The sequence below is a fragment of the Streptomyces sp. NPDC037242 genome (assembly GCF_055604165.1).
The window spans coordinates 66,537-92,428 of record NZ_JBVJUY010000034.1; the positions used below are offsets into that span (position 1 = coordinate 66,537).

General features: G+C 69.3%; 25 protein-coding genes and 3 pseudogenes. 10 read left to right on the top strand and 18 right to left on the bottom strand.

Annotated features, from left to right (window positions below; translation table 11 throughout):
• The first annotated feature begins 24 nt into the window (after positions 1 to 24).
• On the top strand, positions 25 to 453 hold the full coding sequence (gene tnpA, locus ACZ7GJ_RS31250; RefSeq protein ID WP_470756293.1) for an IS200/IS605 family transposase: 429 nt from the start codon (positions 25 to 27) through the stop codon (positions 451 to 453).
• 853 nt (positions 454 to 1,306) lie between these two features.
• Here the strand turns inward: tnpA and ACZ7GJ_RS31255 are convergent.
• Both ACZ7GJ_RS31255 and ACZ7GJ_RS31260 read right to left on the bottom strand, forming a co-directional pair.
• On the bottom strand, positions 1,307 to 1,816 hold the full coding sequence (locus tag ACZ7GJ_RS31255) for a hypothetical protein (RefSeq protein ID WP_470756295.1): 510 nt from the start codon (positions 1,814 to 1,816) through the stop codon (positions 1,307 to 1,309).
• Positions 1,817 to 2,268: 452 nt separating this feature from the next.
• Complete coding sequence (locus ACZ7GJ_RS31260; protein WP_470756297.1) at positions 2,269 to 3,213, bottom strand: LysR family transcriptional regulator; 945 nt, start codon at positions 3,211 to 3,213, stop codon at positions 2,269 to 2,271.
• 116 nt (positions 3,214 to 3,329) lie between these two features.
• Here ACZ7GJ_RS31260 and ACZ7GJ_RS31265 point away from each other — a divergent pair, with 116 nt between their 5' ends.
• Positions 3,330 to 4,142, top strand: coding sequence for an inositol monophosphatase family protein (locus ACZ7GJ_RS31265; protein ID WP_470756299.1), 813 nt, complete (start codon positions 3,330 to 3,332; stop codon positions 4,140 to 4,142).
• Positions 4,143 to 4,224: 82 nt separating this feature from the next.
• Positions 4,225 to 4,872, top strand: coding sequence for an NADPH-dependent F420 reductase (locus ACZ7GJ_RS31270; RefSeq protein ID WP_470756301.1), 648 nt, complete (start codon positions 4,225 to 4,227; stop codon positions 4,870 to 4,872).
• Between the two features lie 164 nt (positions 4,873 to 5,036).
• Here the strand turns inward: ACZ7GJ_RS31270 and ACZ7GJ_RS31275 are convergent, their stop codons facing one another.
• The 4 genes from ACZ7GJ_RS31275 to ACZ7GJ_RS31290 all read right to left on the bottom strand — a co-directional run bounded on the left by ACZ7GJ_RS31275 (position 5,037) and on the right by ACZ7GJ_RS31290 (position 8,168).
• Positions 5,037 to 5,768, bottom strand: a complete 732-nt coding sequence (locus ACZ7GJ_RS31275; protein ID WP_470756303.1) for a barstar family protein — start codon at positions 5,766 to 5,768, stop codon at positions 5,037 to 5,039.
• A gap of 846 nt (positions 5,769 to 6,614) precedes the next feature.
• Positions 6,615 to 7,001 (bottom strand): hypothetical protein, encoded by a 387-nt coding sequence (locus ACZ7GJ_RS31280; RefSeq protein ID WP_470756305.1) that lies wholly within the window; start codon positions 6,999 to 7,001, stop codon positions 6,615 to 6,617.
• Positions 7,002 to 7,269: 268 nt separating this feature from the next.
• A complete protein-coding gene (locus ACZ7GJ_RS31285) occupies positions 7,270 to 7,695 on the bottom strand; it encodes a hypothetical protein (RefSeq protein ID WP_470756306.1) in 426 nt (141 codons plus the stop codon).
• A 119-nt stretch (positions 7,696 to 7,814) separates the two neighbouring features.
• Positions 7,815 to 8,168 carry an STAS domain-containing protein gene (locus ACZ7GJ_RS31290; protein WP_470756308.1) on the bottom strand — a complete coding sequence of 118 codons (354 nt, stop codon included), beginning with the start codon at positions 8,166 to 8,168 and terminating at the stop codon, positions 7,815 to 7,817.
• Positions 8,169 to 8,297: 129 nt separating this feature from the next.
• On the opposite strand from ACZ7GJ_RS31290, the gene ACZ7GJ_RS31295 reads away from it, so the two are divergent.
• Positions 8,298 to 8,720 carry a helix-turn-helix transcriptional regulator gene (locus ACZ7GJ_RS31295; protein ID WP_470756310.1) on the top strand — a complete coding sequence of 141 codons (423 nt, stop codon included), beginning with the start codon at positions 8,298 to 8,300 and terminating at the stop codon, positions 8,718 to 8,720.
• Positions 8,721 to 9,008: 288 nt separating this feature from the next.
• On the opposite strand, the gene ACZ7GJ_RS31300 is transcribed toward ACZ7GJ_RS31295, so the two are convergent.
• A complete protein-coding gene (locus ACZ7GJ_RS31300) occupies positions 9,009 to 9,908 on the bottom strand; it encodes a hypothetical protein (RefSeq protein ID WP_470756312.1) in 900 nt (299 codons plus the stop codon).
• Entirely contained in the window at positions 9,905 to 10,918 is a 1,014-nt protein-coding gene (locus ACZ7GJ_RS31305; protein ID WP_470756314.1) for an SPFH domain-containing protein, read from the bottom strand. The genes ACZ7GJ_RS31300 and ACZ7GJ_RS31305 overlap by 4 nt, the downstream gene beginning before the upstream one ends.
• An 879-nt stretch (positions 10,919 to 11,797) precedes the next feature.
• Between ACZ7GJ_RS31305 and ACZ7GJ_RS31310 the strand changes: the two are divergent.
• A pseudogene (locus ACZ7GJ_RS31310) lies at positions 11,798 to 12,214 on the top strand (tyrosine-type recombinase/integrase); the annotation flags it as partial.
• Between the two features lie 36 nt (positions 12,215 to 12,250).
• Here ACZ7GJ_RS31310 and ACZ7GJ_RS31315 read toward each other — a convergent pair.
• Positions 12,251 to 12,412: pseudogene (locus ACZ7GJ_RS31315) on the bottom strand (IS701 family transposase); the annotation flags it as partial.
• Between the two features lie 231 nt (positions 12,413 to 12,643).
• Here ACZ7GJ_RS31315 and ACZ7GJ_RS31320 point away from each other — a divergent pair.
• Entirely contained in the window at positions 12,644 to 13,543 is a 900-nt protein-coding gene (locus tag ACZ7GJ_RS31320; RefSeq protein WP_470756316.1) for a GNAT family N-acetyltransferase, read from the top strand.
• 846 nt (positions 13,544 to 14,389) lie between these two features.
• On the opposite strand, the gene ACZ7GJ_RS31325 is transcribed toward ACZ7GJ_RS31320, so the two are convergent.
• On the bottom strand, positions 14,390 to 14,512 hold the full coding sequence (locus ACZ7GJ_RS31325; protein WP_470756318.1) for a hypothetical protein: 123 nt from the start codon (positions 14,510 to 14,512) through the stop codon (positions 14,390 to 14,392).
• Positions 14,513 to 14,836: 324 nt separating this feature from the next.
• Here ACZ7GJ_RS31325 and ACZ7GJ_RS31330 point away from each other — a divergent pair, with 324 nt between their 5' ends.
• Positions 14,837 to 15,817, top strand: a complete 981-nt coding sequence (locus tag ACZ7GJ_RS31330) for a GNAT family N-acetyltransferase (RefSeq protein WP_470756320.1) — start codon at positions 14,837 to 14,839, stop codon at positions 15,815 to 15,817.
• A gap of 130 nt (positions 15,818 to 15,947) precedes the next feature.
• Here the strand turns inward: ACZ7GJ_RS31330 and ACZ7GJ_RS31335 are convergent, their stop codons facing one another.
• The 7 genes and pseudogenes from ACZ7GJ_RS31335 to ACZ7GJ_RS31365 all read right to left on the bottom strand — a co-directional run bounded on the left by ACZ7GJ_RS31335 (position 15,948) and on the right by ACZ7GJ_RS31365 (position 22,236).
• Positions 15,948 to 16,511 (bottom strand): DUF6245 family protein, encoded by a 564-nt coding sequence (locus ACZ7GJ_RS31335; protein WP_470756322.1) that lies wholly within the window; start codon positions 16,509 to 16,511, stop codon positions 15,948 to 15,950.
• Between the two features lie 75 nt (positions 16,512 to 16,586).
• Positions 16,587 to 17,144, bottom strand: coding sequence for a DUF3291 domain-containing protein (locus tag ACZ7GJ_RS31340; protein WP_470756324.1), 558 nt, complete (start codon positions 17,142 to 17,144; stop codon positions 16,587 to 16,589).
• Positions 17,145 to 17,846: 702 nt separating this feature from the next.
• On the bottom strand, positions 17,847 to 18,362 hold the full coding sequence (locus tag ACZ7GJ_RS31345; protein WP_470756326.1) for a hypothetical protein: 516 nt from the start codon (positions 18,360 to 18,362) through the stop codon (positions 17,847 to 17,849).
• 406 nt (positions 18,363 to 18,768) lie between these two features.
• Entirely contained in the window at positions 18,769 to 18,918 is a 150-nt protein-coding gene (locus ACZ7GJ_RS31350) for a hypothetical protein (RefSeq protein ID WP_470756328.1), read from the bottom strand.
• 384 nt (positions 18,919 to 19,302) lie between these two features.
• Positions 19,303 to 20,592, bottom strand: a complete 1,290-nt coding sequence (locus tag ACZ7GJ_RS31355) for a M23 family metallopeptidase (protein WP_470756330.1) — start codon at positions 20,590 to 20,592, stop codon at positions 19,303 to 19,305.
• 499 nt (positions 20,593 to 21,091) lie between these two features.
• Positions 21,092 to 21,668 (bottom strand): annotated as a pseudogene (locus ACZ7GJ_RS31360) (transposase family protein); the annotation flags it as partial.
• Positions 21,669 to 21,795: 127 nt separating this feature from the next.
• Positions 21,796 to 22,236 (bottom strand): hypothetical protein, encoded by a 441-nt coding sequence (locus ACZ7GJ_RS31365; RefSeq protein ID WP_470756332.1) that lies wholly within the window; start codon positions 22,234 to 22,236, stop codon positions 21,796 to 21,798.
• A 117-nt stretch (positions 22,237 to 22,353) separates the two neighbouring features.
• Between ACZ7GJ_RS31365 and ACZ7GJ_RS31370 the strand changes: the two genes are divergently transcribed.
• Entirely contained in the window at positions 22,354 to 23,151 is a 798-nt protein-coding gene (locus ACZ7GJ_RS31370) for an SDR family NAD(P)-dependent oxidoreductase (RefSeq protein ID WP_470756334.1), read from the top strand.
• A 32-nt stretch (positions 23,152 to 23,183) separates the two neighbouring features.
• Here ACZ7GJ_RS31370 and ACZ7GJ_RS31375 read toward each other — a convergent pair whose 3' ends face one another.
• A complete protein-coding gene (locus ACZ7GJ_RS31375) occupies positions 23,184 to 24,296 on the bottom strand; it encodes an endonuclease/exonuclease/phosphatase family protein (RefSeq protein WP_470756336.1) in 1,113 nt (370 codons plus the stop codon).
• Positions 24,297 to 24,602: 306 nt separating this feature from the next.
• Between ACZ7GJ_RS31375 and ACZ7GJ_RS31380 the strand changes: the two genes are divergently transcribed.
• Entirely contained in the window at positions 24,603 to 24,851 is a 249-nt protein-coding gene (locus tag ACZ7GJ_RS31380; protein WP_470756338.1) for a hypothetical protein, read from the top strand.
• 75 nt (positions 24,852 to 24,926) lie between these two features.
• Complete coding sequence (locus ACZ7GJ_RS31385; RefSeq protein WP_470756340.1) at positions 24,927 to 25,766, top strand: class II glutamine amidotransferase; 840 nt, start codon at positions 24,927 to 24,929, stop codon at positions 25,764 to 25,766.
• Positions 25,767 to 25,892 lie beyond the last annotated feature (126 nt).

Below are 25,892 nucleotides of genomic sequence, written 5' to 3' on the forward strand. Positions count from 1 at the left end.
CGGTGCTCATACTACGGTTGGCGTATGTCACCGCGCTGGGAAACAAACCCTGACATCCGCACTGGCCGACATGTCACCTACAACCTGCACGCACACTTGGTGTTTGTCACCAAGTACCGCCGCGGGATCTTCGATGACGACATGCTCAAGCGGTGCGAAGAGATCATGCGCGAGGTGTGCACGAGCTTCGAGGCAGAGCTGCGCGAATTCAACGGCGAGGCCGACCACGTGCACCTGCTCGTCCACTACCCGCCGAAGGTCGCCCTGTCGAAGCTGATCAACTCGCTCAAGGGCGTCAGCTCCCGCTACCTGCGGGCCGAGTACACCGGCCGGATCAACCGGATCGGCATGGGGTCGGTCTTCTGGTCCCGCTCATACTTCGCCGGGTCCTGCGGTGGCGCACCACTGAACGTGATCCGCCAGTACATCGAGAGCCAGAAGCGGCCCGTCTGACTGTCACCGAAGAAGACGCAGAGAACTCCGGCGCTCCGCGCCTCCGGGCCAAAGATGCGTTTCCCTCCCCGGCTGAAGCCGGGGATACCCACGCAAGATCAACGGATGGTGGCCCCGCGACCACCCCGGGCCGGACGTGGCAGCCCTGTGTAGGCGAGTCGACGAGTTGCGGCCTGCCGTGAGTAAGGCGCTGGCCATGGCTTTGGTGGACGGGCCGGGAGCGTGTGGCCCGTGCCGCCCACCGGGCAGTGCGCACTATGACGGCCTGGGCGGTGACGGCATGCACCGCCGGTCCTTGCCCTTGCTCCTCGCCGCGCTGCTCGCAGCCTCCGGATGCGATTTCCGCCAACTCGACTCCCAGCCCCTACGGCCGGACACAAGACCAGTACTTCCCCTCTCCCGCATCCCCGAGCCCCCTCCGCCGCCCCGCCCGGCGCCGCCCCCGGGGCGGGCCGAAGATCCGGCGCCGGCCGGCCCGCCCAAGCAGGCCGCCAGGCGTCCGGCGAGGGCCGGCACGCCGAGCCGGGACCCCGTCGGGCCGCCGCGCCTGCTTCGGACCAACCGCGCAAGGCCACCCCACCCGGGCGCGCCATGCGCCCCACCGCGAAGCCCAAGGCACAGACCCGGCCGAGCAGCCACGGGCCCGCACCGCATCGCCCGGTCCAGCCGCTCCGCGGCCTGGACGCCCGCGCTGGCCCCTGCGCAGATTGCGTCGGAGTCCGGGAAGCTGCCAGATCCCGGAATCCGTGCGGCGACTGCGGCTCAGCTGGTACAGATCAAGCCCTTGCACGACACCAGCAAGTGCCTGGACGTCGAAGCTGGCTGGACCCACGGGCGGAGAACGAACCCCTGGTTAGTCCCCGGCCTCTGCTGCAGACCTCTTGCTAAGGAACTGCTTCGCTGCCTCGACCGCTTCTCTGTTGAGTTCTTCGACGGAGACTCCCCAGCTTTCCTCCCAGCCGTCTAGATTGTGCGCGCAGTGCACAAGGGGTTCTAGCTCTTCGGGGTCGCCGAGGTCATAAGCGATGTCTGCCCAGATGAGGTGAGTGCCGACGGCGGGATCCAGGGATCCGTCGGCGATCTGACCGGCGATCCAGCAGGCCATCGCCCACTTTGCGGCCCGGGGGTCCGCGGGCGGGTGGAAGAGCAGTCCCAGCTCCTCCAGTACTTGGTCGAAGAGCTCCCGTGCCTCGGGCTCTTCGCTCCGGAGGAGTCCAGCCAGCATGGCCAGGGACGGGCTCACGACCCCAGCCATCAGCGCGTCCAGACCTGCCTGAATGAGCCTGTCCGACCCGACATGCCGGCCAAATGCCCTCTCACGTGCGATGTGTCTGAACTGATCGAGGGCGTCGTCGCTGGTCATCAAGGTCTTCTCCATCGGCGTCTGGAAGGGAAGGCTTGCACATCCACCGCTGACTCTGCCATCGACTTCCTCCCGGCCTCGGTGATCAGGACATGAGTCCGGTTAACGTGCCCTTCCACGACGCCTGAGCTCCAGGGCAGAGTCAGGCCGGCGATGACGGCGTCGCGGTCGACGCCTGCTGCGAGGGTGCGGAGGCTGGGCAGGTGGTCCTGCCGGACGGCGTCGAGCCAGTCAGGCAAGCGCTCGTCCTGGCGCTCGGTGGGCATGGTCGCGAAGGAGCGGACGTGCCCGGTGAGGGCGTCGAGTTCTGAGCAGTGCGCCCGGACGGCCCTGAGCTGGAGTTTGTTCGGTCGCGGTGAGTCCCCGGATGGCGGAGGATCCGTCCGGCGACGGTCCGGGGCGAGGGCGGCCGGGCGGTCACCGGCAGCGGTGCCTTTCCCCAGGCGTACTCTTCACTGCCCGCTCGGGGTGACGAGGGACTGTTGAGAGGTGGTTGGTGGCGCGAACAGTGCCTGGACGGTTTCGGCGGCCACCTCGCGCAGCCAGGCGTGGGCGCGATCATCGTCGTAGCGCTGGTGCCACAGCAGGTACAAGGGGACGTCGGGCAAGGGGAGTGGCAGCGGCAGCGTGACCAGACCGAGCTGGTCCCGGGCCTCGCGGGTGACCGCGTCCGGGAGGGTGACGACCAGGTCGGTGCCGAGCGCGAGTTGCAGAGCGAAGGCGGCGGTGGGCCCGGCGGCGATGACACGGCGTTCGTTGCCGCGCGTGGTCAGGGCGTCATCGATCTGGTCGCGCAGGCGTCCGCGCCGCGAGACGGTGAGGTGTTCGGCGGCCGCGTAGCGCTCGAGGCTCAGTGGGCCTTCGGTGAGCGGGTGGCCCGGGCGGACCGCGACGACCAGCTGGTCCCTGCCAACGAGGCGGTGGCGGACGTCGGGGAGTGTCGGCAGGCTGGAGCTTGATTCGAGGTCGACCTCACCCCGGCGCAGCTCGGGGGTGTCCGTGCCGGGTTCGGCGGGCAGGCGCAGCTGGACGCCGGGGGCCTGACGGTGGACAGCGGTGATCAGGGCGGTGCCGCAAGCGGCGATCAGGGCGTCGTGCCAGCGCACGGTGAACACGCGCTCCAGAGCCGATAGGTCGAGTTCCTGCTGCGCGGACATGAGTAGGTGGGCCTGCTGCACGAGGGCGTGGACTTGGGCGCGCATGGCCAACGCGCGGGTGGTGGGGACCATGCTGCGGCCGGTGCGTACCAGGATCTGGTCACCCGTGGCCTTGCGGATGCGGCCCAGGGAGCGGCTCATCGCCGGTGAGGTGACGTGGAGGCGGGCCGCGGCGCCGGCGACACTGCCCTCTTCCAGCAGGGCGTCCAGGGCTGTGAGCAGGTTCAGATCCAGTTGCATGAGAGTAACTCTACGAGTGAAAAGCATGCACTTGTTGTTAGTTGTCAAGCGGCCTAACTTCGAATTGCGGGTGCAGGACAAGCCGCCCCGCATCGACCGAACCCGGGGAGTCCGCCATGAGCACAGCCATGCCTTTCGACGTCGACACGACGCTCATGTCCGAGGTGACCGCCGCGGTGAAGGCCGCCGGTCTCACGCTGCGCGACCGCTACACCCCGCACGCCCGAGGCGTGAGTCTGGACGAGATCGTCGACGAGATCCACGCCAACGACGACGCGGTGCTGGACGTGCTACGGGAACCGCTGCTGCGGGCCCGGCAAGGATCGCAGTGGGCCGAGGACGAGCTGGCCGGCGGCGCTCTCCCGCCGGGAGAGTGGTGGGTCGTCGACCCCGCTGAGGGCAACATCAACCACGTCCACGCCATGGAGGAGTGGGCCGTCACCGCCACCCTGGTCCGCGACAACCGGCCGGTACTCACCGTCGTCCACCTGCCGCTGACCGGAGACACCTACACCGCGGTCGCCGGCGGCGGTGCCCGCCTCAACGGCCGACCCCTGAAGGTGTCGGGCAAGGCCGACCTGGGCGCCGCGCTCATCGGCACCGGCCAGGCCAAACCCGGCGAGGACGAGCGGACCTTCCGGCGGATCGGTGACTCCGTCACCGCGATGCTCATCAACGGCCTGGTCGTGCGCGTGTCCGTTCCCGCCACGATGCAGCTCATCCACGTCGCCGCCGGACGCATGGACGCGTTCTGGCAGTTCTCCGATGTCCGCTCCGGCTTGGTCGCCGGCGCCCTGCTGGTCTCCGAGGCCGGAGGAACCGTCACCGACCTGGCGGGCGAACCCTGGAGCACGGGCAGTCGCGATTTCCTGGCCGCCGCCCCCGGCATCCACGCCGCCGTACTCAAGGTCCTGTCGCCGATCGCCTGACCACGAAGCGGCCTGCGCTCCTGCCCGCCCCGCCTGTCCCGCCCGTCCCGCCTGTCCCGCCAACAGCAAGGACCGTAACCTCATGACCAGCATCGGCATCCTGGGTGCCGGCCGCGTCGGCACCAACCTCGCCGGCAAGCTCGCCGCCACCGGACACGACATCATCCTCGGCCGCCGGAGCCCGATGGAAGAGACCGGAGCGGCCGCCGAAGGCACAGGCCCGCGCATCTCCTTCGCTGACCAGCGCACCACCGCCCGTACCGCGGAGATCGTGATCAATGCGACGCCCGGCGACAGCGCCCTGGACCGTCTGACCGGTCTGCGAACCGAACTCGCCGGCAAGATCCTCGTCGACGTCTCCAACGCCACCCGCGACGCCGGCGACGGCCTGCCCGGCGACCTGTGCTATCCCGGCAGCAGCCTCGCCGAGCAACTCCAGGCCGCCCTCCCCGACACCCATGTGGTCAAGACCCTCAACACCATGCTGTACACGGTCATGACTGCCCCTGACACCTTGGCCGCCCCACCGACCGTCTATCTCTCGGGCAACAACGAACACGCCAAGAAGACCGTCACCGGCTTGCTCGGCGACCTGGGCTGGCAGCCCGCATGGATCGAAGACCTCGGCGGCATCACCACAGCCCGCGCCACCGAGGCCATGATCCTCATGGTTCCCCACGTCCTGCGCCGACACGGCTTCCAGCCCTTCGCCATCTCTCTCGCCCGCTGACTCCACCACGGCCCGGTTCCGACCAAAACCGGGCCCGTGCGAGGCAGCTGGGCACTGACACGGACAACCGCCGCCGGGCCGCAGGTGATGCCCGGACCCTTCGATATTGATCATGTCTGCTACGCGCGAGACACCTCCCGAAGTCGCCTACAAACGACTCCCATTTACGGATTTCCGCGGCGCAGGAGCTCAGAGCGGGACTGGAAGATGTCCAAGGCCTCGTGGATCGAGCAGCCGAACTGGTCCCGGAGCATCTTGATGCCCTCGATGGCCCTGCCGCTGAGGATCTCCTCGTCCGCGAAGGAGAGCGGGCCGGCTGTCCATGGGACGGACGCGGGATCTCCGCCAGGCCAGTCGACGTCGGTCAGGGTGGCGAGCAGGCGGCCGTCCGAGAGCGCCACCGCCACGTCCATGCCGCGGGCCGCTTTCTCCGCGAAGGCAACGGGTGCCGTGTGGTCCAGGAGGAAGACGAAGTGCTGGGCTATGCGCTGCCGCCCTTCATCGAGCTCACCGTCGCCGTCCAGGCGGAGGTTGGAGTTCCAGGCTGCCTGGGCGAGGACCGATACGAACAGCCCGAGGAAGTCCGACTTCAGCAGGTCGTCCGCATGCTCGATCAGGATCGCGAGGTCCTGGTTGCCGTGTCCGGGACCGTGCCAGTCGTGGAGGCAGTCCACGAGCGCGTCCCAGTTGTGGCCGAAGTAGCCGAGGAACGACAGCTCCCGGGCGAACGTACGAAAGACGGACGCGGCATCCCGCATTTCCCGGGCGTCCAGCCGCAGGACCAGCCCGTTTTGCCGCACGAGCACAGCCGTTTCCGACGCCAGCCATGGGTCGGCCGGGGAGGTGAACACGACCCATGGGGAGCGGTGTTCCGTCAGAGTGGGCTTGATCATCATGGGCGAGATCCTTGCACGCCAGTCACTCAGAGCCCGCGTGATTAACGGAGGGTAGATCGTTCCCAACGAATACAGTCCGCCCCTCGTTGGCGTGGCAACCCTCCGAGCCAGCATGGGGCCCTGCTTCCATATCCCGCACCGACCGCGACCACCCGAACGAGACTCCCGTGCGCTCGGCTACGACGGCGACATGACGCTGGGCGACTTCCTGGACGCGATGATCCGCAGTTGATACTGCACCCCTTACCACGGCGCCCGCTGGGCAATGTTCCGCGACGGAGCGCCTCCATCGAAGAGGCCCCCATCGGCGAGGTGTCGGCGGAGTGGCCAGGCCCAAGGTGCGCGGACGAGGCAGATCGCGACCGGCGCCCTGACTCACTGGCCCCCGCCTCGACCAACCTGAGACTGCAATTCCGGTATCACTCGCAGAGCGTTCCGCTGGCGGCGGAACCGTACTACGACAACACCCACACCCCGCCCAACATGCTGATGGTTTGGACGGTCTTTCTGATCGAGGACTTGGCGCGGCCATGGCGGAAGCCGCGCGTCCGCCTCCGGCGAACTCGGGAGTGGACCGGCTCGGCATCATCTGCCTTATGGCGATCCACGAGTGGGTCACCTGGGCTCCTCCACTGCTGCGCCGGCCGTCGCTCGCTGCATCACGCCTCCGAACTCAAGGCCGTCACACGCACCCTGGCGGCCATGCCCGAGATCGCCTGGGCCCGTGCGGTGCCCTCCGCGGGCGGTGCGCCCGGGGACCGCACGGCCACGCACCCGGTTCGGGTCAATAGCGCAGCGAACCCCGCCGCCATTCCTCAGGCGACGGGGTTCGTGGGGCGCGGGTGTTTACGGGGCGTCGCGGCAGGTGCGGGCGGTGCCGTACGCGTAGCTGATGTCCACGCAAACCCAGGACCCGGGCGAGACGTACCAGCCGAGCTGCCGGTAGTAGAAGCCGTTCTCCCGGGTGTCGTCGTCCGCCGCGTTGCCGTTGGAGAAGTAGTGGGCGTTAGTGGCCGTCCCATTGAGGCCCGCGTTCTCCATCTGGGCGTACGCCCCGACGATGACGTTGCCCTCCCACCACGTGGTGAGACACGCCCGAGCTCCGGAGCCGAGGTCGTCGCCACAGGCTGTTCTGCTGACTGCGGCCGAAGCGGTCGGCGCCACCGCAGTCATGACACCGAGGAGTGCCGCGCCAGCGGTGGCGACGGCGGCAAATTTCCTGATCATGTCCATGACAGGCAATGTTGGCAGCGGAACGCGCGAGCACCCAGCTGTCCCTACTGAGACTCAAGGGCCCCCCTTCGAGGGATGTAGCGGCCGCGGGGACGGCCGGGAGCCGGAGGCTCCGCACCCTGTTCCAGCAACGGTTCAACCAGTGGGATTCTCGCAAGCCGGGGGGCGAGGAGGAGGTGGTGGAGTGTGACAGGTTCACGCAGGATGTCAGCGACGCCGACTGCCGCACGGTGAACGCGTCACCAGCCCGACGCCCCCGCAACCGCTCTCACGCGGGCAGCCACCACGGCCACCACGGCGGCACGTTGTCCGGCCCGCACAGACCCGAATCCCCGGGATACCCGCCCAGGGTGCCCCTGACGGCGAAGAACCCGATGACCAGCACCCCCAGCACGAGCACCACCGGCACCAACCGCAGCAGCGGGTGCCGGCGCGGCGTGAGCATCGCGACCACCACGGCGCACACCGCGAAGCCCACCACCAGGACCGGGAGCAGGAACGTCAGCTCGGCCACACCGCCCGCATCCCAGCCCGCGTCGCAGTAGGCGCGTGCGCGGGACGAGAGGGCGATCGCCAGGCATCCGGCCGCGGCGCCCAGCAACCCGGAAGCGATCATCGAGAGGACGCCGGGCCACGTGGGGGACCTGTCCGGGGCAGAGGCCGGGGCCGGGTCCGGGTCCGGGTCCGTGGGCATGGGTTCCACTCGGACTCTGTGCGGGTGGCGTTCGGTTCCTGTCACAAGATCAGGTGACGCCCCCACCGCGGCTACGGTTCCACGAACCCGGCGCCGACGTCCCGGACCGGGGTCGGCGGTCAGAGGAACAGGGACCGGGTGTCGGTGAGCTGGAGGAGCCTCTCCACGGGGCGGCTGGCTGCGGTGATGCGCAGGCGGCGGCCGGCCCGTAGCGCGGCGAGGCGGACGGTCAGGAGCGCGTTGAGGCCGCCGCAGTCGCAGAAGGTGACCTCCCGCAGATCGAGAAGGAGGTCCGCGCGGTAAGAGGTCAGGGCTATCAGGAGGGTTCCCCACAACAACGCCGCGTCATCGAGGTCGATCTCGCCCCTCACGCAGACATGGACCGCCTCGGGCCTCGGTCCGGGAACGACATCGATCTCCAGGCTCTCGGCAACGGTGGGGGCGAGGCGCTCTCCATGGATGATCCCGGTCATGTCTGCCTCCCCGAAACGCTCTGGGGCCGTTGCACAGCTCTAAGCAGCATCGTCAGCAGCGTGGCAACATACGTCAAGGATTTCGCAAGAAACAGGACGTATATACAAAATCCGGGGCATAATCGAGGTATGGGTGATGAAGGAGTTCACCGCGCCCCGTGGACGTTCCTGACCAGCCACGCACGCGTGCTCATGGCCCTCGAACGCGACCCCGGCGTCCGCCTGCGGGATGTCGCCGCGACGTGCCTGCTCACCGAACGGACCGTCCAGGCCCTTGTCGCCGACCTCGAAGAAGCCGGATACCTCACCCGGGTACGCGACGGCCGCCGCAACCACTACCGGATCACACCCGGCTCGAAATTCCGCCATCCCGCCGAAGCCCGCCACGACATCGCTGAACTCCTCCACCTCTTCACACCGACCTCCGACACAGGCCTCGGCCTCCACACCGACGGCCGGCCCCGCGACACCACCGACGGCACGGCCGGGCAACCCGACCCGGCTCACCCGCAGGCCGGACTCGACGACAGGAGGGGTGAGCCGCGGTTCTGAGGCGCCGCTCCACGGTTCATCCGTAGCCGCCGGCTGGCGGGGAGCGCCATTCGAACCGTGCGGCGCGGCGTGTTCACACGGGAGGGCAAGGTGGAGCTCAGTCCTTGAGGAGCGCAGGCGGCTCGGCTCGGCGCCGTCGACGCATGCCGCGCCGGCGGTCCCGCCCCAGACCGCACCGCGCCGCACACGTCTCCGGCGCGCTACGTCCGCTCCTCCCGGCGCTGCCGCTTCGACCGTCCCGTCCATCTACTCCCCCGCTGCGGTCCGCCAGGCCGTCGGGCGGGGCGCTCACGTCACCAGGTGCAGTGACGTACCGGCGATGCCCAGCCGTACGCTCTGGCCCCAGGTCAGCTCCAGGGCGTCGCCCTCCATCCCGTCGCCGAACACCACCATCCGGTCCGACTCCACGGTCAGCTGCAACCCCTGCCCCTGCCCCAACTCACCGGCGACCTTCGTCGTTCCGGTCGCGGGAGAGGGCCAAGCCTCCCGTACGAACCACAGGAGCCGCCGCTCGCAGGGTGCGGGCAGCCCCGCGGAGCTTCCGCGCTCCAGCCACAGGGAACGCAGCCAACCGGTGGCGCCCGTACCGGTGCCCACCAGCACCCCGGAGGATGCCTGGGCCTCGGCCGGGCCGTTGTCGCCTTCGGAACCCAGGCGGTAGCGGGCCGTCTGGTGACCGGGCGAGCCCAGGTAGATCTCGTTCAGCGCGAGAAGGCGCTGGGTGTCGTCGGCGACGGCCTCGACCATGGTCAGCTCCTCCGCCCGGCCCCCGGCGGCGACTGCCGCACGCAGCAGCGCGGCCGCGTCGGTCCAGCGGTGACGGACCAGGACCCCCGGGTTTCGCTCCGGGTCGGTGTCGATGCCCACTACCGGCTGTCCGCGCAGATACTTCGCGGTGTTGGCGACCAGGCCGTCCTGGCCGACCACGACCACCACGTCCTCCGGGGCGAACAGGAAGCGGTCCAGGTCCGCCCGCTCCACCCGGGAGCTGCGCCAGGTGAGCGGCACCGCCGCCGCCACCTCCCGCAGCGCCTGCCGCGTGCGTTCGTGGCGGCGGACCACCTCGTCGATCGACCTGCCCCGGCTGGAAAGGAGGAACGCGGCCTGCCCGTGCGTCCCGTGCCGGGCGAGCAGTTCCTCGTACTCGGTCCTGCGGTGCACGAGCACCGCCCGTGGGGCCAGGCTCACTCGCCCGCGCCGCCTTCCGGGCGTCCGAGCCTGGCGAGAAGCCCGGTGAGGACGTCAGGAGAGAGGGTGATGCTCTCGACCCGCGGCAGGTTCTCCGCCAGCCTGGTCACCGCCAGGGCCTGCAGCGTGCCCGGGCCGGCTGCGTCGTGCACGCGCAGCCAGGCGGCCTGAGCCTCGGCACTCGCCGCGCCCGTCTCGCGCGCCGCCTCGGCGTCCGCGCGGGCCAGGCGGACCTTGCGGGCCGCTTCGGTCTCGGTCCGGATGCCGTCCGCCGCCGCCTTCTCCTCCGCCTCGCGGCGGGCGTTGGTGCCGCGCTGGTCGATCAACTGCTCTTCACGCCTGGCAAGTTCGATCTGGCTGGCCAGCTCGTTCTCAGCGATGGCACGCTCACGCTCTACGGCAACAGCCCGCCGTTCATAGGTGGCCCGGTCCGCCTCCTGCTGGATCTGCTCACGGGCCGGGGTGCGCAGGGCGCGCTCCACCTCGGCCTCGGGGCGGATCGCCACGACCCGCACGGCCACCACATCGATGCCGGTGGCCGGGAGCCTGGGCTCGGCGGCGAGACCGGCGGTGACACTCCCCCGCACGGAGGCGACGCCGTCCACCAGGGCGACGGCCAGCGGAGTGCGGGCCAGTACGTCCAGCGTGTGCTGCTGCGCGGTCTCGGTGAGGAGAGTGGCGATCTGCTCCAAGGGGGCCCCGCGCCAGCTCCCGGTGTCCGGGTCGACGGAGAAGTCGAGTCGGGCCGCGGCTTCGGCCGGGTCGCTGATCCGGTAGGTGACGGTGGCCTGCACGGCGACGTCCTGGAAGTCGGACGTACGGGCGTGGAACGCCATGGCCAACTCCCGGTCGTCGACCGGCACTTCAGACAGGGCCGCCGAGAGCGACCGGTACCAGAAACTGAGCCCCCGCCCGTCGTGGACCAGTCGGCCGCGCTTGTGGTGGCGGATGTGAGTGGTGGGCGCGGAGCGCAGATGACGCCAGCCGAAGCGCCGGGTGATGTCGGCCATGGCGGAACCCCCTTTATTTCGTCAACGCGACGATAACGAGGTATGTTTATATCGTCAAGAGGACGAAAAGAGGGCCGCCGGGGCGCCGCCCCGGCAAGCAAAGGAAGCCGCTCTTACCGGCCCTTGGCCTGCGGGGCGAACTGCCCCGAGCGGCCGAGCACTGGCCGACGCGAGCCACCTACTGGCCGTCCTGCAAGGAGTTGGCCTGTTAACTGCACCAGTGACTCCGATCCCGGAGCGGGCTGATCCATGTCCTGAAGGAAGCTCCTGTTGTTAGACCTGCGCCACCAGCTGGTCGAAGGCCGGGCTGATGCGCCCCGTGTCGGTTCGGTCATCGCGCTGGACACCATCCCCTGGTACGCCGTCGTGGACGCTGACGGCTCCGTCGTTGCGCACGTTGTTCCGTACCTTCGAGGCCTGATCCTGGACGACAACCGTCCGGCGACCGCGAAAAGCTACGCTCACGACCTGCTCCGCTGGCACCGGCTGCTGTGGTTCCTGGGCAAAGACTGGGACCGCGCGACTGAGGCGGTGACCTCCGCACTGGTTGGATGGCTCCGCACCGCGCCGAGCCCGCAGCGCCGCCGACGGAACCCGAACTCGCCGCAGGCGGGCGCGGTCAACCCGCGCACCGGCAAGCCCTACCTCAGGGCCGGATACGCGCCTTCCACGATCAACCATTGCCTGACCGTGGTCAGCGGCTTCTACACCTGCCACCGGCACTACAACCGCGGTCCGCTGACCAACCCGGTGCCTGAGCCGGAGACGCAGCGCCGGGCACTGGCCCACCGGGCTCCGGACCGCGAGGTCTCCCAGTTCCGACGGGCCCGGCTGCGCCAGCGGGTCCCCAAGACCGATCCTCGCTCCATTCCGGACGGGATGTGGGACGAGTTCTCCGCCGCGCTGACCTGCGACCGGGGCCGGGCAGCCGTCCTGCTCTACGTATCCAGCGGCTCGCGCGCCGGCGAACTCCTCCAAGTCACGCCAGGAGACATCGACTGGGCCGAGCAGTTGATCTGGGTGGTCACCAAGGGCCGGGACGACCGCGAGGCGGTCCCGGTCAGTCCGCAGGCCTTGATCGTTCTGGCCGCCTGTCTCGACCGCATCGGGCTGCCGGCGGGCGATCGGCCGGTCCTTCGCACACGCCGGCGTCCAGACCGGCCGCTGACTTACTGGGCGATGCGGCGCGTGATCCAGCGGGTGAACGACAGGCTGGGCACACACTGGACGCTGCACGACCTGCGGCACACCGCCGCCATGCGGATGGCAAACGATCCGAACCTCACGCTCGCCCAGGTCCGTGTGATCCTGCGGCACAGCGACCTTGCGACCATGGGTCGCTACCTCAATGCCAATCATCGTGCGGGCCGGCTCCGGCTTGGTCGCGAAGACGGTTTCCTCGCCGAGCCCTGCCGGCCGGCAGCGGTCCGGGTCGCCCGTCCAGGAGCGCGGGACGTACAGCTCCCGGTCCACCGCCGCGTGGCCCCGCGGGCCTTTGAGAGCGCTCTGCATCGTCCCGCGAACCCCCTCCTTCAAGGGGCGCGGAAATCCGTGGACGGACCCGGGGAAGATCACGTACTGTGTGGCTTCACGCCCTGAGATGGATGGAAGGAGGAGAGTGCCGTGCAGTTCACACCTTTCCAGCGCTCCCTCTTCCGTTATCCCGGCGTAGTTCGTCAGTTCTGACCGGGAGCGCTCCAAGCAGCCTGTATCCCGGAGGAATCCATGACCGATACGGTCATCCGCGCGCTCTCCGCGAGCGACGCACATCTTTTCGACGCACACCCCGACCCCCTCGGCGCCCGTGAAGGCCACCGGCGTACCCAGTTCCGCCCCGACTGGAAGCGCGTCGCCCTGCGCGACGGCGAGGTCGTCGCACGCGGCGCGTGGTGGGGCGGCCCCGACGACTCGGAGCCCGTCAACATCAACTGGTTCGACGTAGCCGAGGGCGCGGAGGAGGCCGGGGCCGAACTCCTGCGCTCCGCTCCCTGGCAGGTCGAACTCGAGATCAACCTGCCCGGCGGCTGGCGGGAAAGGACCGACCTGCGCGCCGGAGCCGAGGCGCGTTTCGCCGCCGCACGAGCCGCAGGGTACGAACTCCTGGCGGAACGCTTCCTGTACCGCTGGACCCCCGAGCGAGGTCTGCCCGAGCGGCCCGGACGCCTGCGCTTCAGCGCCGAACCCGACGACACCGTGTTCTTCGACGCGTTGCGCCGCATCCACTCCGCCACCCTGGACGCCCACGCGCTCAGGGCCATCGAGGAGGGCGGCCTCGACCAGGCCGCCCAGGAGGAACTCGACTTCTTCCACTGGTGCCCCTCGCCACGGGAATGGTGGCAGATCGCACACACGCCGGAGGGCGACCTGGCCGGCATCCACATCCCGGCCCACAACCCCTCCGGCCCGACGATCGGCTTCATCGGAGTAGTCCCGGAACAGCGCGGTCGCGGCTACGCCTACGACCTCCTCGCGGAGTGCACCCACCTCCTCGTCGAGCAGGGCGCGGAGTTCGTCAGCGGAGCGACGGACCAGGCCAACTTCCCCATGGCCGCGAACTTCGCCAGGGCTGGCTTCCCCGTCATCCGTGAACGCATCAACTTCCACCCGGCGGGCCAGGCAGCCTAGCGAGGAGTAGCACGCGGTGAGCGGTCCGGTCCGAGGGCAGGTCCGGACCGCTTGCGGTGCCCGGCGGCATGCCGGCCGACAGTGAAACGTGCAGGATCTACGCTGTGGAGTGGCCACCGTCTCGTCGTCAGCCCACACCGACGATGATCAACGGCGGCCGCGCCCGTTCCCTTACAGGTCCCACCAGCAAGATCACGATCTACAGCTGGAGTACCAGGCCGTCTCTGGGGGTCGAACCCTGCCGGGAACATCAGCATCTTCGGCTGCGGCCACATGTTCTCCGGCCCGTGCTCGTCGCAGTGCAGAGCGATGAGATGCGGTCCTTCCCCGCAGGACTCGTGCCAGTAAGGGCGGTCTGCGTCTGGCAGAAGTACCCGAACCTCCAGCAGTCATCTTCTTTCGGTCGGCTCGTAGAAGCTCGGATCGCGAACGATCGTGGTTACCGGCTCCTGCCGGTTGAACCGGGGGATGGGCCGGGGGTCACACCACAGCAGTCGGGGAGGTATCACGAGCCCATCCTGACCCGAGGTCGACCTGTTCGGATCATTGGGGTCGTTGGCGAGGCTGGATCCCACCTCGCAAGGCATCTTCATCCGGACCGCTCGTTGATTCGAAAGAGACGCCGTAGTCCGACTGACGATTCAAGATCGGCTCGCTTGACTTGGTGCAGAGAAGCCCGGGGCGCGACGTCTGCTGTGAACACGAGTGGCGGCCTCTGCAGTTGGAACTCCTGACCACCCGCCTTCGAAGGCAGCTCGCGTTTGACGCCGCCGCACGCCGGGAGCTCACCTGATGAACGGATGCGCCCCTCCAGCAATACCGTGCTGGCGGGGCGCACCTGCTGATCTACAGCTCGCCCGGACGGGGCCTGTCGAGCCAGCTCGCGGGGGTCACGGAGTACTCGGTCACGTGCGGAGTGACGTCCGAACCTGCCACCGTCGTCGGCTGCTGGCCCAGGAACGAAATCATTGGCGCCGGGTGCCCGGTCGGCCGGGTGGTGCCGTTCCCATCCGTACCAGCGAGCGCCACGCCGCCGCCGAGTACACACAAAGCGGCCGCCGCCAGGCCAACCGTTACACACTTGCTCACGATGGTCTCCAAGATCTCGAAGAGGTCAGTTCCCGTAGTAGACCGGCCGCCGACAGACAAGCGATCAACGCCAGCCCCTCGACTGCGGCGGTGAGGCAAGGCCATCGGGCCTGGTCACCGGCCTCCGTCGGCGGCGAATCCTTCACATCACCATGCGGTGCTGCTCGTGGTGTGATGAAACAGGGGTCCGGGAAGGAGAGAGCGATGACCTCACCGGCAGCGGAGCGGAAGACCGGCGCGGGCTTGGTGTCGGTCCGCCCGTTGGCCGAGGCGGACCTGGATCAGGCCGATGACATCTTCCGGGGCGCCTTCGGGACGTTCCTCGGGCTCCCCGAGCCGAAGACCTTCTTCGGGACCGCCGATTACGTCCGCACGCGCTGGGCGGCCGATCCGCAAGCGGCCTTCGCAGCGACGATCGAGGGTGAACTGGCCGGAACGAACTTCGCTGCCAACTGGGGCAGCGTAGGGTACTTCGGGCCGTTGACCGTGCGTCCGGACCTGTGGGACCAGGGCCTCGGCAAGCGCCTCATGGATCCGATCATGAGCTGCTTCGACGCCTGGGGGAACCGCCACCTGGGCCTGTTCACCTTCTCGCACAGTCCCAAACACCTTGAGCTCTACCGCAGGTACGGATTCTGGCCCCGATTCCTCACAGCCGTCATGAAGAAGCACGTCGCGGGCAGCCCCACGGCCCCCGGCCGGGTGATGTACAGCGCGCTGCCTGCCGCCGAGCAGCCCGCCGGCCTCAGTGCCTGTCGCGCACTGACCGGAGCCGTGTACGAGGGCCTGGACCTGGAAGGCGAGATCGTCGCCGTGCACACGCAGGGCCTCGGTGACACCATCCTGCTCCAGGGCGGCGGCTCCGAGCTCGATGGCCTGGCCGTCTGCCACTGTGGAGCCGGATCGGAGGCCGGCGAGGACGTGTGCTTCGTCAAATTCGGCGCCGTACGCCCCGGTCCGGAGGCCGCCGACCGCTTCGAGCGACTCCTCGACGCGTGTGAGCAACTGGCAGCCGAGCGCGGGCTGAGTCAGCTGGACGCCGGGATGAACCTGGGCCGCCCGGATGCCTATCGGCGCATGATCGACCGTGGTTTCCGCACGTGGATGCAGGGCGTCACGATGCACCGGCCCAACGAGCCCGGCTACAGCCATCCCGACGCCTACGTGATCGACGACTGGCGCTGAGACCACCCGCCTGGCTACCGGGCTTCACCCCCTGGTGGACTGCACCGTCGCCTCGCCCGACGGCCGGGGATCCCCGCCGGCGAGCCGGTTGCGGCTTCCTCGAGGAGCCCGGCAGCCGGGGTCGGGACGGCTACAGGCCGGTCGACTTGACCGAGTCCAGCATGATGTCGGTGTTGTCGAGGGCGGCCACCAGTAGTTCCCGAGCCGCCTTCATCACCCCGAACTGGGCGACGACGGTCTCGACGTCGCCGGTCGCGAGCCCCACGTCGACTGCGCCGATCACGCCCAGCAGTACGTGCAGCGCCTCGGCGGCGTGCGAGGCCGCGACCACGGCTGGCCCGGCGCTCGAATCCTTGGCGATCCAGGCGACGGGGATGCCCGCCCGCCGGACCTGCCAGCCCAGGAAAGCGATCTGCTTCGCCGGGTCGTCCCAGGCGTCGGCGGCCTTCAGCTGCTCGAACCACGCAGTGAACAGGTCCTCGCCGTCTCCCTCGACCTCGTCGGCGAGCTGTGCCTGTACCTGCACCGCGCCCAGCAGGGTGTTGAGCAGCTGTAGCCGGTAGATGTCGGCGCTGCCGAACTGTGCGGCGTTTTCGGCGTGCTCGGCCGGGGTGTTGTTGCCGTCGTGCACACCTAACGCGACCAGTGCCGCGCCGATCTGTTCCACCGTCACCGGTATGTCCTCACTCTTCATACCGGCACGCTACCGGTCCCTGGCGGGGTGTGGGAGGCCAATGTGCTGGTGGGTGTGTTGGTTCAGGCTTCCTTGTCAGCGCACCTGGTCGCTCTTCGGCCCGATGCCTTTGATCCGGGTCGGAGTTCCCTCCGGGGCGAACGAGTGGTGGAAGGTGAAGGCGTGCGGCGTGGAGCCGTGGTCGTGGAGGTGTTCCAGCCTGGAAACCCCGTCCTGCCAGGTGGGTATCACGCCGTCGGAGACCCACCAGAACGCGTAAGCCGGGTGTCCCGTCCTCTCGAACCAGTCGTAGCGCCTGTTCAGCGCCTCGCGGTGCAGACCGGTGTAGATGGCGTCGAAGGCGGGCCGCAGGTCGGTCCAGAGTGAGAGTGTCGCGGCCAGGGCGGTGGTTTCCACCGTACGGCCCTTGCCGTACCAGGTCGGTACGGCGAACTCTCCCCATGCACCCCAGTCCAAGTCGAAGTGTGCGCCCTGGCCGCCGTCTGCCGCCTCAGCATGAGCGAGGTACCCGGGGTGCTGGCTGATCTTCTGGTAGACGGCCTCGCCGCGGTCGTGGAGTTCGCGTGTGAGAGGTGCGGGATCGGCGAGAGGTGACTTCAGGACGCCGAATGTGTACAGCGCAAGATCGGGCATGCGTCTCTCCCTGGTTGGGGGTGCCTGGTGTGGACCCTGTTCGGTGGCCTACGCATGGGGGTGAGGGGTCGTGGGGCGTGACCAGCTCATCCCGTCACGGGTGGCTCAGCCTGAAGGAACTCCTTTGCGACGGTGGGTGATCGCCGAAGACCAGGTGAAGGTAGCCGCCTCTGCGGCCCATGTCGAAGTTGCGTTTTCCCTGTCCAAGTGGCCTCTTGCACCGGTCATTACGGGCTGGCTGAGGTGGTAACGGACGGGGCGGGCTGCCGGCTTCCACGAGGTGTGCGGCCGGTCTCCCGGGCGGCGACGATCGAGTAGGGCCAGCCGGCCCGGGAACATCCGGTGCTTGCCGCGTCCGAGCCGAAGGCATGGCAGGAGCGGTCCGAGCGGGTATCGGCGTCCGCCTCCGGTGCTCAGGGCAACGGGAGAACGCGTTCGGGGAGTGGTCGCTGTGACCACTCCCCGAACTCAAGCCCTTGCGTCGATCAGCCTGCTGTAACAGATGCCGGCGGCCCGGCCGTGACTGATGGCTTGACCGCCGGGATGGCAACGTAGAACTGCGGACCATCCTTGTTCGATGCAGCGAGGCGTACTCGAAGTTGTTGCGGATCCTTGCCGTTGGGCGAAGGCTGACCGTTGCCGGCAGGCGCGTCCAGGCCCCCGGTTGCTCACCGCCACAGCAGGCTGTTGGACGGGGTCAGGTCAGCAAGTGCCGACCCGGCCGAAGCGGGTGGACCAGACCGGGGTCCACGGGCCGTCGCCGTGGGGACGGTAGACGACCAGGTTGCCGTCGTTCTGCAGGCGCACCCAGTTGGCGCTCGGGTTGCAGCCCAGGGCGGTCCCGGAGGCCCAGAGGGCCCTCTTGAAGGTGTCGTAGACGACGAAGTTGCCGTCGTACTGCATGATGACCTTGCCGGGCGCCGTGTTGACGGTTCCGGTGGCCCAGACCGCGTGGCCGCTCGCGTTGTACTGGACGAGGTTTCCGTCCTTCTGGTAGACGAGCCGCTCGTCACCGTTCCCGGACACCAGCCTGTCACCCGGCAGCAGACAGCTGCCCCAGTCCATGTGGTCCCAGCCGCTCGGGTTGCGCGAACAGTTCCACTCGCTGTTGACGTCTGCCGACGCGCTGGTGGCGGTGGTGAGGCCGATGACGCCGGCCAGGGCGGTCGCGGCACTTGCGAGTGCGATTAACTTCTTGTAAGTCCTGCGGGTGGTCATGGCGTTCTCCCTCGCCCCGGAGCGGTCCCGACCCGCTCCCGGGCCTCGTGTCGTGGCGGCGCTTGGTACCGGTCCTTCGGTGCGCCGACGGGATGGAGCCCCGCGTTCGACGGCTCCGTACCTGACAACGGGGCCCGCACGTCCGGCGGTTCAGACTCCCGGGGCGGCGCGGCCGACACGGCCTACAGCAGCGGCCCCATCCGTGATTGCCTGCGACGGCGGGGAATCCGCCACACCATTGCGGAGAAGACCGACAGCCCGCGCGGCCGGCTACGCAAGGGCGCACGCGGCGGACGGCCACCAGGCTTTGATGAGGACCGCTACCAGAAGCGCAACGCAAACGCGGATACGTCTTCCTCGGTACCACCCCGGCGGCCGTCGTCCTCTGGCTCCGAACATGGAACTTCTACGCCACCCAGCAGTAGACGCTCTGGTTCTGGCGCCGGGCGCTACCGCCGAGAGCAGCCAGATCACTCACGATCGCGTCGGCGATCTCCGTGTCGATGACCTCGCCGTCCTCCGCACGCAGCTGAGCCCACGAGGAAGCGAGGCTCACCGGCTTCGACGAGCTCCTCGAAGCTGCCGCCGGCCAGAAGGCGTTCCCACTCGACCACGGCCTCTTCGGGACCGAAGTTCCCGAAGGAGAACGACTCGTATGCCCGTCCCGGCCCAGTCTGGAGGGTCAGAGCCGCTGACGCGTCGTCCGGCGCCACGAAGGACTTCACGATGATGCTCACCCGGGCATCATGCCCGACTGCCCCCGATCATGATCGACCGAACTGCCGCCAGAAGGGGTAAGGCCTCCACCACGCCGTCAAGGCCGTGACACGGTGAAACAGCCGGTCAGAGACCACTCAGGCCTACCCAAGACGGACCTTCTGCAACACCGAACCGGAGCCCCCCCCCTCGCTCCGCGGCCGAAGTCGGGCCCGGCGCGCCCTCACGGATTCGGGAAGTCGACGACGGACAGGACGAGGGGCAGCTCATCGGTGCGGGACTGCGCCTCGGGCAGCCTGCCCTGCAGGAAGGTGCCGCTCAGGTAGTCGTCGGTGACCACCCAGGCCGAGTAGGGGATCTGGCCCTGGTAGGTGAAGCGGTCGATGACGTAGGGGACGGCGTCGGCCTCCAGCAGTGACGGGTCGTTCATCAGCTGGAAGTGCAGGTGCGGGGCGTTGGAGTTGCCGGTGTTGCCCAGATCCGCGAGCTTCTGGCCCTTCGTGATCTTGTCCCCCGGCTTGACCAGCAGGCTGCCCTTGACCAGATGTGCGTACATGGCCCAGACGCCATCGCCGAGGTCCTGGATGATGTGGTTGCCGTCCACGTTCTGGACGGTGAGCTTGGGTCCGAGAACAGGGTCGTTGGCCGGCAGGATGCCGGGGGTGCCTGCCTCGACCGTGTCGAGCGTCGAACTCACGGTGCCGTCGGCGACCGCGTACACCGCCTCGCCGTAGTCGGCGTAGCTCTCGTTCTTCGTCCTGTCGCCGCTGTAGAACTTGCCCTCGTCGGTGAGCTTCATCCAGTCGATGGCGAAGCGCTGGGAGTTGGCCAGTTTGCCGTTGACCGAGTTGAGCGAGGGACGGTGCGGTCCGCCGGTGCCGCAGCAGCCGTTCGCGGCGACCCAGTCGTCCCCCCTGAGCGGAGGCGCGATGACTCGCGGCTTGCCGGAGGAGATGTCGAACGGCGCGGCGAGGTAGTTGACGGGGCTCGGCTTGGTGGCCGGGGGTACGGCCTGCCCGCTGAGGAACAGCCGGTGCATGACCTCGGCAGGCGCCTGGTCCAGCGAGTCGAAGGTCAGGTCCACCATCAGGGCCCGGGACTGGCCGGGGGGCATGACGGTGTCGGTGGCGTTCGACGAGGGCAGCATCCGCAGCAGATTGCAGGCTCCGTACTCACAGTCCGGATCGACCAGTTGGCGGCTGGAGAGTGAGGCGACCACGGTGTCGGGTCGTTCGGCGTCGACCACCTCCACCTTGGTGAGCGTGGCCGGCAGCCGCGAGGCGTTGGTCAACTGCAGGTCGTAGGAGACGTGGTACTTCTGGTCGCTGCCCAGCCAGGGGAACGTCGGATCGCTGATCGGTGTCACGACCACGGGGGTGAAGCTGTCCGGCACGATCACCGCGGCTCGTGCGCCGGCGGGCACGGCCTGCTCGCCAGGGCCCGAGGACGCTCCTTGTGCGGACGTGTACCCCGCGACGAGCAGCACCGCCACCAGCGTCGCGGACAGCGTCATCGGGCGCGTCCGCCGCCGCCCCGGGTGCGACCGCGTCCGGTGGACTGAGCGCGCTGCTCGCGACGCCGACCGCTTGGTCATCCCGTTCGGGTCCGGACGGGAGCGTTGAATGTCCATCACTCCACCTCGCATGGCCAGGTGTCTTGATACTTGGCACTCGTCGCGCAGCGACAGGTTGGTATCCGAGGGGCTTGGGCGGCGGGCGTGCGGTGTCGGCGGGGCGTCGACTTCATCGAACGGCTGAAACGTTCTCCGGGGATCCGACGGCCCTCGTCCGGAACCGCCGGGCACCGCGTCGGTGAGCCGCTGGGGGCAGTTCTGGGCTCAATCCTGGCACGGCCCCGATATTGGTGCCAGCCGTACGGCAACCTGCCGCCGTGCGGGCTCCTGCCGAGTTCGCGGGAGGCCGCGGTGTGGATCGCCGAGGAGCGCCCGAGCCTGTCCTCTCTGGGCGGCGTCCTGGCCGGCGCCGCCTACCCTCCGGTGTCGGTCTGACGGTACGGGCGAAGGTGTGCTCGACGTGGGCCCGCACCCGTCGGTGTTCGGCATGGTCCTCCTCCTGCCCCGCAGGAGGGCGCGTCCGGCCCACCTGCGGTGGGGGACGATCAGGCCGGTGCCCGGGTAGGCGCTGTCCGCGAGGACCGTCGTCCCGGTCGCCGCGGTGGGCAGATCCGGCTCCCGGCAGGCGTGGGCATCGGCCTTGTTCCCGCGCGTCGGCCGGGCCGAGGCAACCACCAGGCGGCTGTCGACGTCGATGATGACCTGCACGTTCGCCGAGAAACGGTAGTTGCGGGAGGAGGCGCCGACCTGTCGGTCGCGGACCCGTGCAAGCGTTCGATCTCCGCGACGGCCCGCGGCACCGGCTCCAGCGCGAGCAACGGCCCCAGGCGCTGGATGACCCTGCAGACCGTCGCCGTGGAGATCCCGAAGGGCGGGGCGAGCTGCCGCATCGTGAGGTTCGTGCGGTAGTACACGGCCACCAGCAGCACCCGGTCCGCCAGCGGCAGACACCACGGGCGGCCACCACCGGGACCGTTCCCGCACCGTTCCCGCACCACCTTCACGAACCGGTCCATCCGCACGCCCGTGAACGTCTCCACCCACACCGACTCAGCCCGCAACACCCTTTAGTCGGCCAGGCATTGCAGCGTCGGATCGTTGGATGGCCACCAGCTCGACGCCATCGTGCGTGGGTGGTCCCGATCAGCGGCGGCCCGTGGCCAGGACGACGAGGAACTGGCCGCCGCCCGCCTCGATGCCGGCGGTCACCGGCAGCCCCGGTACCAGTCGCGAGAACCGGTCCATCAGCCAATCCGCCGCCTCTTGGGCGTCCTTCCTGGTCGGGCAACGGCCCACCACCTCGCGGCCCCCCTTGCGCTCCAGCCTGTCGGCTACGGCGATCAGCGGCGCGGGTTCGACCACGTACAGGCGCTCCGGCCAGGCGATGACCACCTTGACCGCACCCTTGCGGGTATTGCACCCGCGGTGCGCGAGCCGCTCGGCGACCTTGGCCTTCCGGTCGGCGGTCCTGCTGTCGACACTGGGCCCCCGCGGGTCGTTCACCGACTCGTCGGGGTCGACCGGTTCGTCACACACCCAGCACAGCCAGCCGTCACGCTCGGCCACATCATCAAGGAGACTCATCCGCACAAACTAGCCTGCCCGGACGCCACTTGCGCACCAGGGCCCCGGAAACGTCGCAACACCGGGCAAACAGCTCTGCGACGCCCGGCCGACCAGCGCAGGGGCATCATGATCCACATGACTTCCGTAGCGTCTTCCTCATCCGCCGAAGCCTTCCCGTCGACCGGTCGTCGCGTGCTCGTCAGCGGTGCCTCGCGCGGGCTCGGCCGTGCCCTCGCTCAGGCGTTCGCCGCCAATGGCGACCTCGTAGCCGTCCACTTCGGCTCGCGGCGCGAGGAGGCCGAGGAGACCCTCGGCTCCCTCCCCGGCACGGGGCACGTGCTGGCCGGAGGCGACCTGTCCACCCCGGACGGTGCGCACGCCGTCGCGGAGGCTGCGGCGGCAGGACTGGGCGGGCTGGACGTGCTCGTCAACAACGCCGCCGTGAACCTCCCCCACCCGCTCGCCACCACCTCCTACGAGGACTGGGCGGCGGCCTGGCAGAGTCACGTATCCGTCAACCTCCTCGCGACGGCGAACCTCAGCCACCTCGCGGCCCGCCGGATGATCGCGCAGGGCGGCGGTGGCCGGATCGTCAACGTCGGCTCGCGCGGGGCCTTCCGCGGCGAGCCCGACCACCCGGCGTACGGGGCGACGAAGGCTGCGGTGCACGCGCTGGGCCAGTCCCTCGCGGTGCACCTCGCCCCGTACGGGATCGCGGTCGCCTCCGTCGCACCCGGGTTCTTCGAGACGGAGCGGGTCGCGCACCGGCTGAGCGGCGCCGAGGGCGAGGCGATCCGTACGCAGAGCCCGTTCGGGCGGGTGGCGTCGGCGCACGAGATCGCGGCGGCCGTACTGTGGCTGACCTCACCGCTGGCCGAATGGGCCTCGGGGACGGTGCTGGACCTCAACGGGGCCTCGTACCTGCGTACGTGAGTCAGCCTCCCAGGCGTAACAGCCCGAGTCGTTCAACGCAGTTGGAGCACGCTCTTGACCCCGGCGTGGTCGGACGGCCACAGGCCCGAGGGAGTGCGGTCGGCCTGCGTGTGGCCCACTCGGGCGCTCGACAGTGCGGTGACCTTGCCGCGGAAGAGCACGTAGTCGATGCGCTGGCTGAGGCTGGAAGTGGGATTGCGCAGGTCGGGGGCCTGGCAGCAGGTGAAGCCGGGAGTGCCGGGGCGGGTGGCGCTCCAGGCGTCCGTGAAGCCGGCGGCCAGCAGCTTGTTGTGACTCTCGGTGTCGGTCGATCCCGGCAGGGCGCCGACTCCGTCGGCGGCCGAGTTGAGGTCACCGAGCAGCACAGCGGGCAGCTTGGTCTTCAGCGGGCCGGCAAGCAGTTCGTCGGTCTGCGCTTCCTGAACGGTGGGGGAGGCGGGTTCCAGATGGGTGGTGACCACCCGGGCGGTACGGCCGCGCACGGTGGCGTCGGCAGCGACCCAGCCGCGTCGGATCTCGAGGGGGGCATTGGGCGGGCAGCCGAGTACCGGGCGGCAGAGGGGCACGAAGTTCTCGAACGTCGCCGCCTGCGCCTTGGCCACGGAGAACTCGCGCGCGGGCAGGTCGGTGCGGGCCAGGAGTACGTCGCGGTCGGTGAGACGGATGTCCTGGAGGCCGGTGGGCGTGGAGCGCGGGGCCTCGAAGTCGCTGCCGACGGTGACGGTGGCCACGGCCGCATAGTGCTTTCCCCGGGCGGAGAGCTCGTCGAGGAGGATCTGCAGGAAGTCGTACTCGACGTGGGTGGCGCTGCCCTCTCCGGCGGGGGTCTGGCTGCGCCACAGCACGGCTTCCTGCAGGCCTACGAGATGGGGGTCGCTGTCGGCGATCTCATCGGCCAGCGCCTCGGCACGTTCGGGGAAGTTGGTCGCCCGGACATTCGCGTACACGGCGGTCACCGCGGCGACGAGCGCCTCGGGGCTGGTGGCGGCCAGTACGGGCGCGAGGTCGGCACCCAGGTAGAGGTTGCGGGTCATGACCCGCAAAGAGGCCGGGGGCTGGGCCTCGGCCGAGGCCGGGGCGAGTGACCCGGGTGCGAGCAGTAGCAGGAGCGCGCCCAGGGCGGATGTGAACCAACGGCGAATCATGCAGGCAGACCTTTCGGCGACGAGCGGACGGAAGTCCGCACCCTCGGTCAAGCTAGGGCGACCTGCTGGATGCGGCGATCCGGGTGTAGGCCGGGCGGCCGATGCTGCCGATACGTTTCCTCGGGCGAGCCGGAGCGTGGCCGCCGATGACCTCACTCCTCGTAGTCGCCCGCGCGATGAGCATCCCCACCGGCTCCCGCTGGATCATGCAGCTGGCCGGGGCCAGGTGTTCTCACCCAAGGTTTCCCACCGCGGGGGACGGGCAGCCGCCACAGAAGAGACCCGCACAAGACTGAGGAGGTCGGCATGGACGAGCAAGGCGGTGCCGGCGGTGTGCCTCCGCACGACGGGCACGCCCTACGGCGGACGCGGCCGCTCAGCGAGCGCCGCGGCGAAGAGCGGACGGATGCGGCCGACACGGACGAGGCGAGCCGCCTCGACCGGCCGGGAGCCGTACCGGACCCCGCGACGGGGCGCCTGCGCTGGGTCAGTCCGAAGGGCCAGGAGGGCAAGGAGGCCAAGGAGGGCAGGGAACGCGGCAAGAGCGGCGAGTGATCGACTGCCATGTGCGGGCGGGGAGTGTCGGTGGCCGGGTTAGGCTCGGAGCAGGCCCCGAAGGGGATGGTGCGCATGTGCCGCTGGCTCGCATACTCGGGTTCTCCCATGCTGCTCGACGCCGTGCTCTACCGTCCGGAGCACTCGCTGATCAACCAGAGCCTCCGGGCGCGGATGGGCGTCGAAGCGACCAACGGTGACGGCTTCGGCATCGGCTGGTACAGCGCGGACGGTGACGGCACACCTGCGGTCTTCCGGGACACCGCACCGGCCTGGAACAACCGCAACCTGCGCGAGCTGGCGGCCCACGTCCGCTCGCCACTGTTCTTCGCCCATGTCCGCGCTTCGACGGGCTCGCCCGTCCAGCAGACCAATTGCCATCCCTTCCGCCACGGCCGCTGGCTGTGGATGCACAACGGGGCCATCGCGGACTTCCAGCGCCTCCAGCGGGACCTGTGCATGGCCGTCGACCCGGCGCTCTTCTCGTCCATCGAAGGGTCTACCGACTCCGAGGTGATGTTCTACCTGGCGGTCACCTACGGGCTCGACCAGGACGTCCCTGGCGCGGTCGCAAGGATGGCGGAGCTCGTGGAGCGGCTCGGCAAGGAGCACGGTGTGCCGCATCCGCTCCAGATGACGTTGGCCGTCAGCGACGGGGAGCGGGTCTGGGCCTTCCGCTATTCCAGTCAGGGAGCGTCCCGGTCGTTGTTCTACAGCAGCCGCGCCGAGAGCGTGCGGCGCCTCCACCCGGAGCTGGAGTACTTCCGCGACATCTCCGACGGAACGCGCATCGTCGTCTCCGAGCCTCTGGGTGACCTGCCCGGTGTGTGGAACGAGCTTCCCGAGGCCACTTACACGGTGATTCCTTCCGTGACGCACACGGACTACCTCCCCTTCGAGCCGCACCTCCGCTGAGGATCCGCTCCCCGCTTGGGAGGCGATTCGAGGGGTATGCGCCCCTCAGCAGTCCCCAGCAGTCGCCCAGCCCCCCTCCCAGCCGCCCCTCAGCAGCCCCTCAGCAGCCCCTCGACGAAGGGGGTC

What these genes read in the sequence shown, in the direction of transcription:
- ACZ7GJ_RS31295 (WP_470756310.1), top strand. Translation starts at nt 8,298, where the DNA reads ATGGGTGATGAAGGAGTTCACCGCGCCCCGTGGACGTTCCTGACCAGC.
- ACZ7GJ_RS31285 (WP_470756306.1), bottom strand. Translation starts at nt 7,695, where the DNA reads ATGCCCACGGACCCGGACCCGGACCCGGCCCCGGCCTCTGCCCCGGAC.
- ACZ7GJ_RS31335 (WP_470756322.1), bottom strand. Translation starts at nt 16,511, where the DNA reads ATGAAGAGTGAGGACATACCGGTGACGGTGGAACAGATCGGCGCGGCA.
- ACZ7GJ_RS31290 (WP_470756308.1), bottom strand. Translation starts at nt 8,168, where the DNA reads ATGACCGGGATCATCCATGGAGAGCGCCTCGCCCCCACCGTTGCCGAG.
- ACZ7GJ_RS31375 (WP_470756336.1), bottom strand. Translation starts at nt 24,296, where the DNA reads ATGATTCGCCGTTGGTTCACATCCGCCCTGGGCGCGCTCCTGCTACTG.
- ACZ7GJ_RS31340 (WP_470756324.1), bottom strand. Translation starts at nt 17,144, where the DNA reads ATGCCCGATCTTGCGCTGTACACATTCGGCGTCCTGAAGTCACCTCTC.
- ACZ7GJ_RS31370 (WP_470756334.1), top strand. Translation starts at nt 22,354, where the DNA reads ATGACTTCCGTAGCGTCTTCCTCATCCGCCGAAGCCTTCCCGTCGACC.
- ACZ7GJ_RS31270 (WP_470756301.1), top strand. Translation starts at nt 4,225, where the DNA reads ATGACCAGCATCGGCATCCTGGGTGCCGGCCGCGTCGGCACCAACCTC.
- ACZ7GJ_RS31380 (WP_470756338.1), top strand. Translation starts at nt 24,603, where the DNA reads ATGGACGAGCAAGGCGGTGCCGGCGGTGTGCCTCCGCACGACGGGCAC.
- ACZ7GJ_RS31320 (WP_470756316.1), top strand. Translation starts at nt 12,644, where the DNA reads ATGACCGATACGGTCATCCGCGCGCTCTCCGCGAGCGACGCACATCTT.
- ACZ7GJ_RS31385 (WP_470756340.1), top strand. Translation starts at nt 24,927, where the DNA reads ATGTGCCGCTGGCTCGCATACTCGGGTTCTCCCATGCTGCTCGACGCC.
- ACZ7GJ_RS31325 (WP_470756318.1), bottom strand. Translation starts at nt 14,512, where the DNA reads ATGATTTCGTTCCTGGGCCAGCAGCCGACGACGGTGGCAGGTTCGGAC.
- ACZ7GJ_RS31330 (WP_470756320.1), top strand. Translation starts at nt 14,837, where the DNA reads ATGACCTCACCGGCAGCGGAGCGGAAGACCGGCGCGGGCTTGGTGTCG.
- ACZ7GJ_RS31275 (WP_470756303.1), bottom strand. Translation starts at nt 5,768, where the DNA reads ATGATGATCAAGCCCACTCTGACGGAACACCGCTCCCCATGGGTCGTG.
- ACZ7GJ_RS31345 (WP_470756326.1), bottom strand. Translation starts at nt 18,362, where the DNA reads ATGACCACCCGCAGGACTTACAAGAAGTTAATCGCACTCGCAAGTGCC.
- ACZ7GJ_RS31265 (WP_470756299.1), top strand. Translation starts at nt 3,330, where the DNA reads ATGAGCACAGCCATGCCTTTCGACGTCGACACGACGCTCATGTCCGAG.
- tnpA (WP_470756293.1), top strand. Translation starts at nt 25, where the DNA reads ATGTCACCGCGCTGGGAAACAAACCCTGACATCCGCACTGGCCGACAT.
- ACZ7GJ_RS31305 (WP_470756314.1), bottom strand. Translation starts at nt 10,918, where the DNA reads ATGGCCGACATCACCCGGCGCTTCGGCTGGCGTCATCTGCGCTCCGCG.
- ACZ7GJ_RS31355 (WP_470756330.1), bottom strand. Translation starts at nt 20,592, where the DNA reads ATGACGCTGTCCGCGACGCTGGTGGCGGTGCTGCTCGTCGCGGGGTAC.
- ACZ7GJ_RS31255 (WP_470756295.1), bottom strand. Translation starts at nt 1,816, where the DNA reads ATGACCAGCGACGACGCCCTCGATCAGTTCAGACACATCGCACGTGAG.
- ACZ7GJ_RS31260 (WP_470756297.1), bottom strand. Translation starts at nt 3,213, where the DNA reads ATGCAACTGGATCTGAACCTGCTCACAGCCCTGGACGCCCTGCTGGAA.
- ACZ7GJ_RS31280 (WP_470756305.1), bottom strand. Translation starts at nt 7,001, where the DNA reads ATGGACATGATCAGGAAATTTGCCGCCGTCGCCACCGCTGGCGCGGCA.
- ACZ7GJ_RS31365 (WP_470756332.1), bottom strand. Translation starts at nt 22,236, where the DNA reads ATGAGTCTCCTTGATGATGTGGCCGAGCGTGACGGCTGGCTGTGCTGG.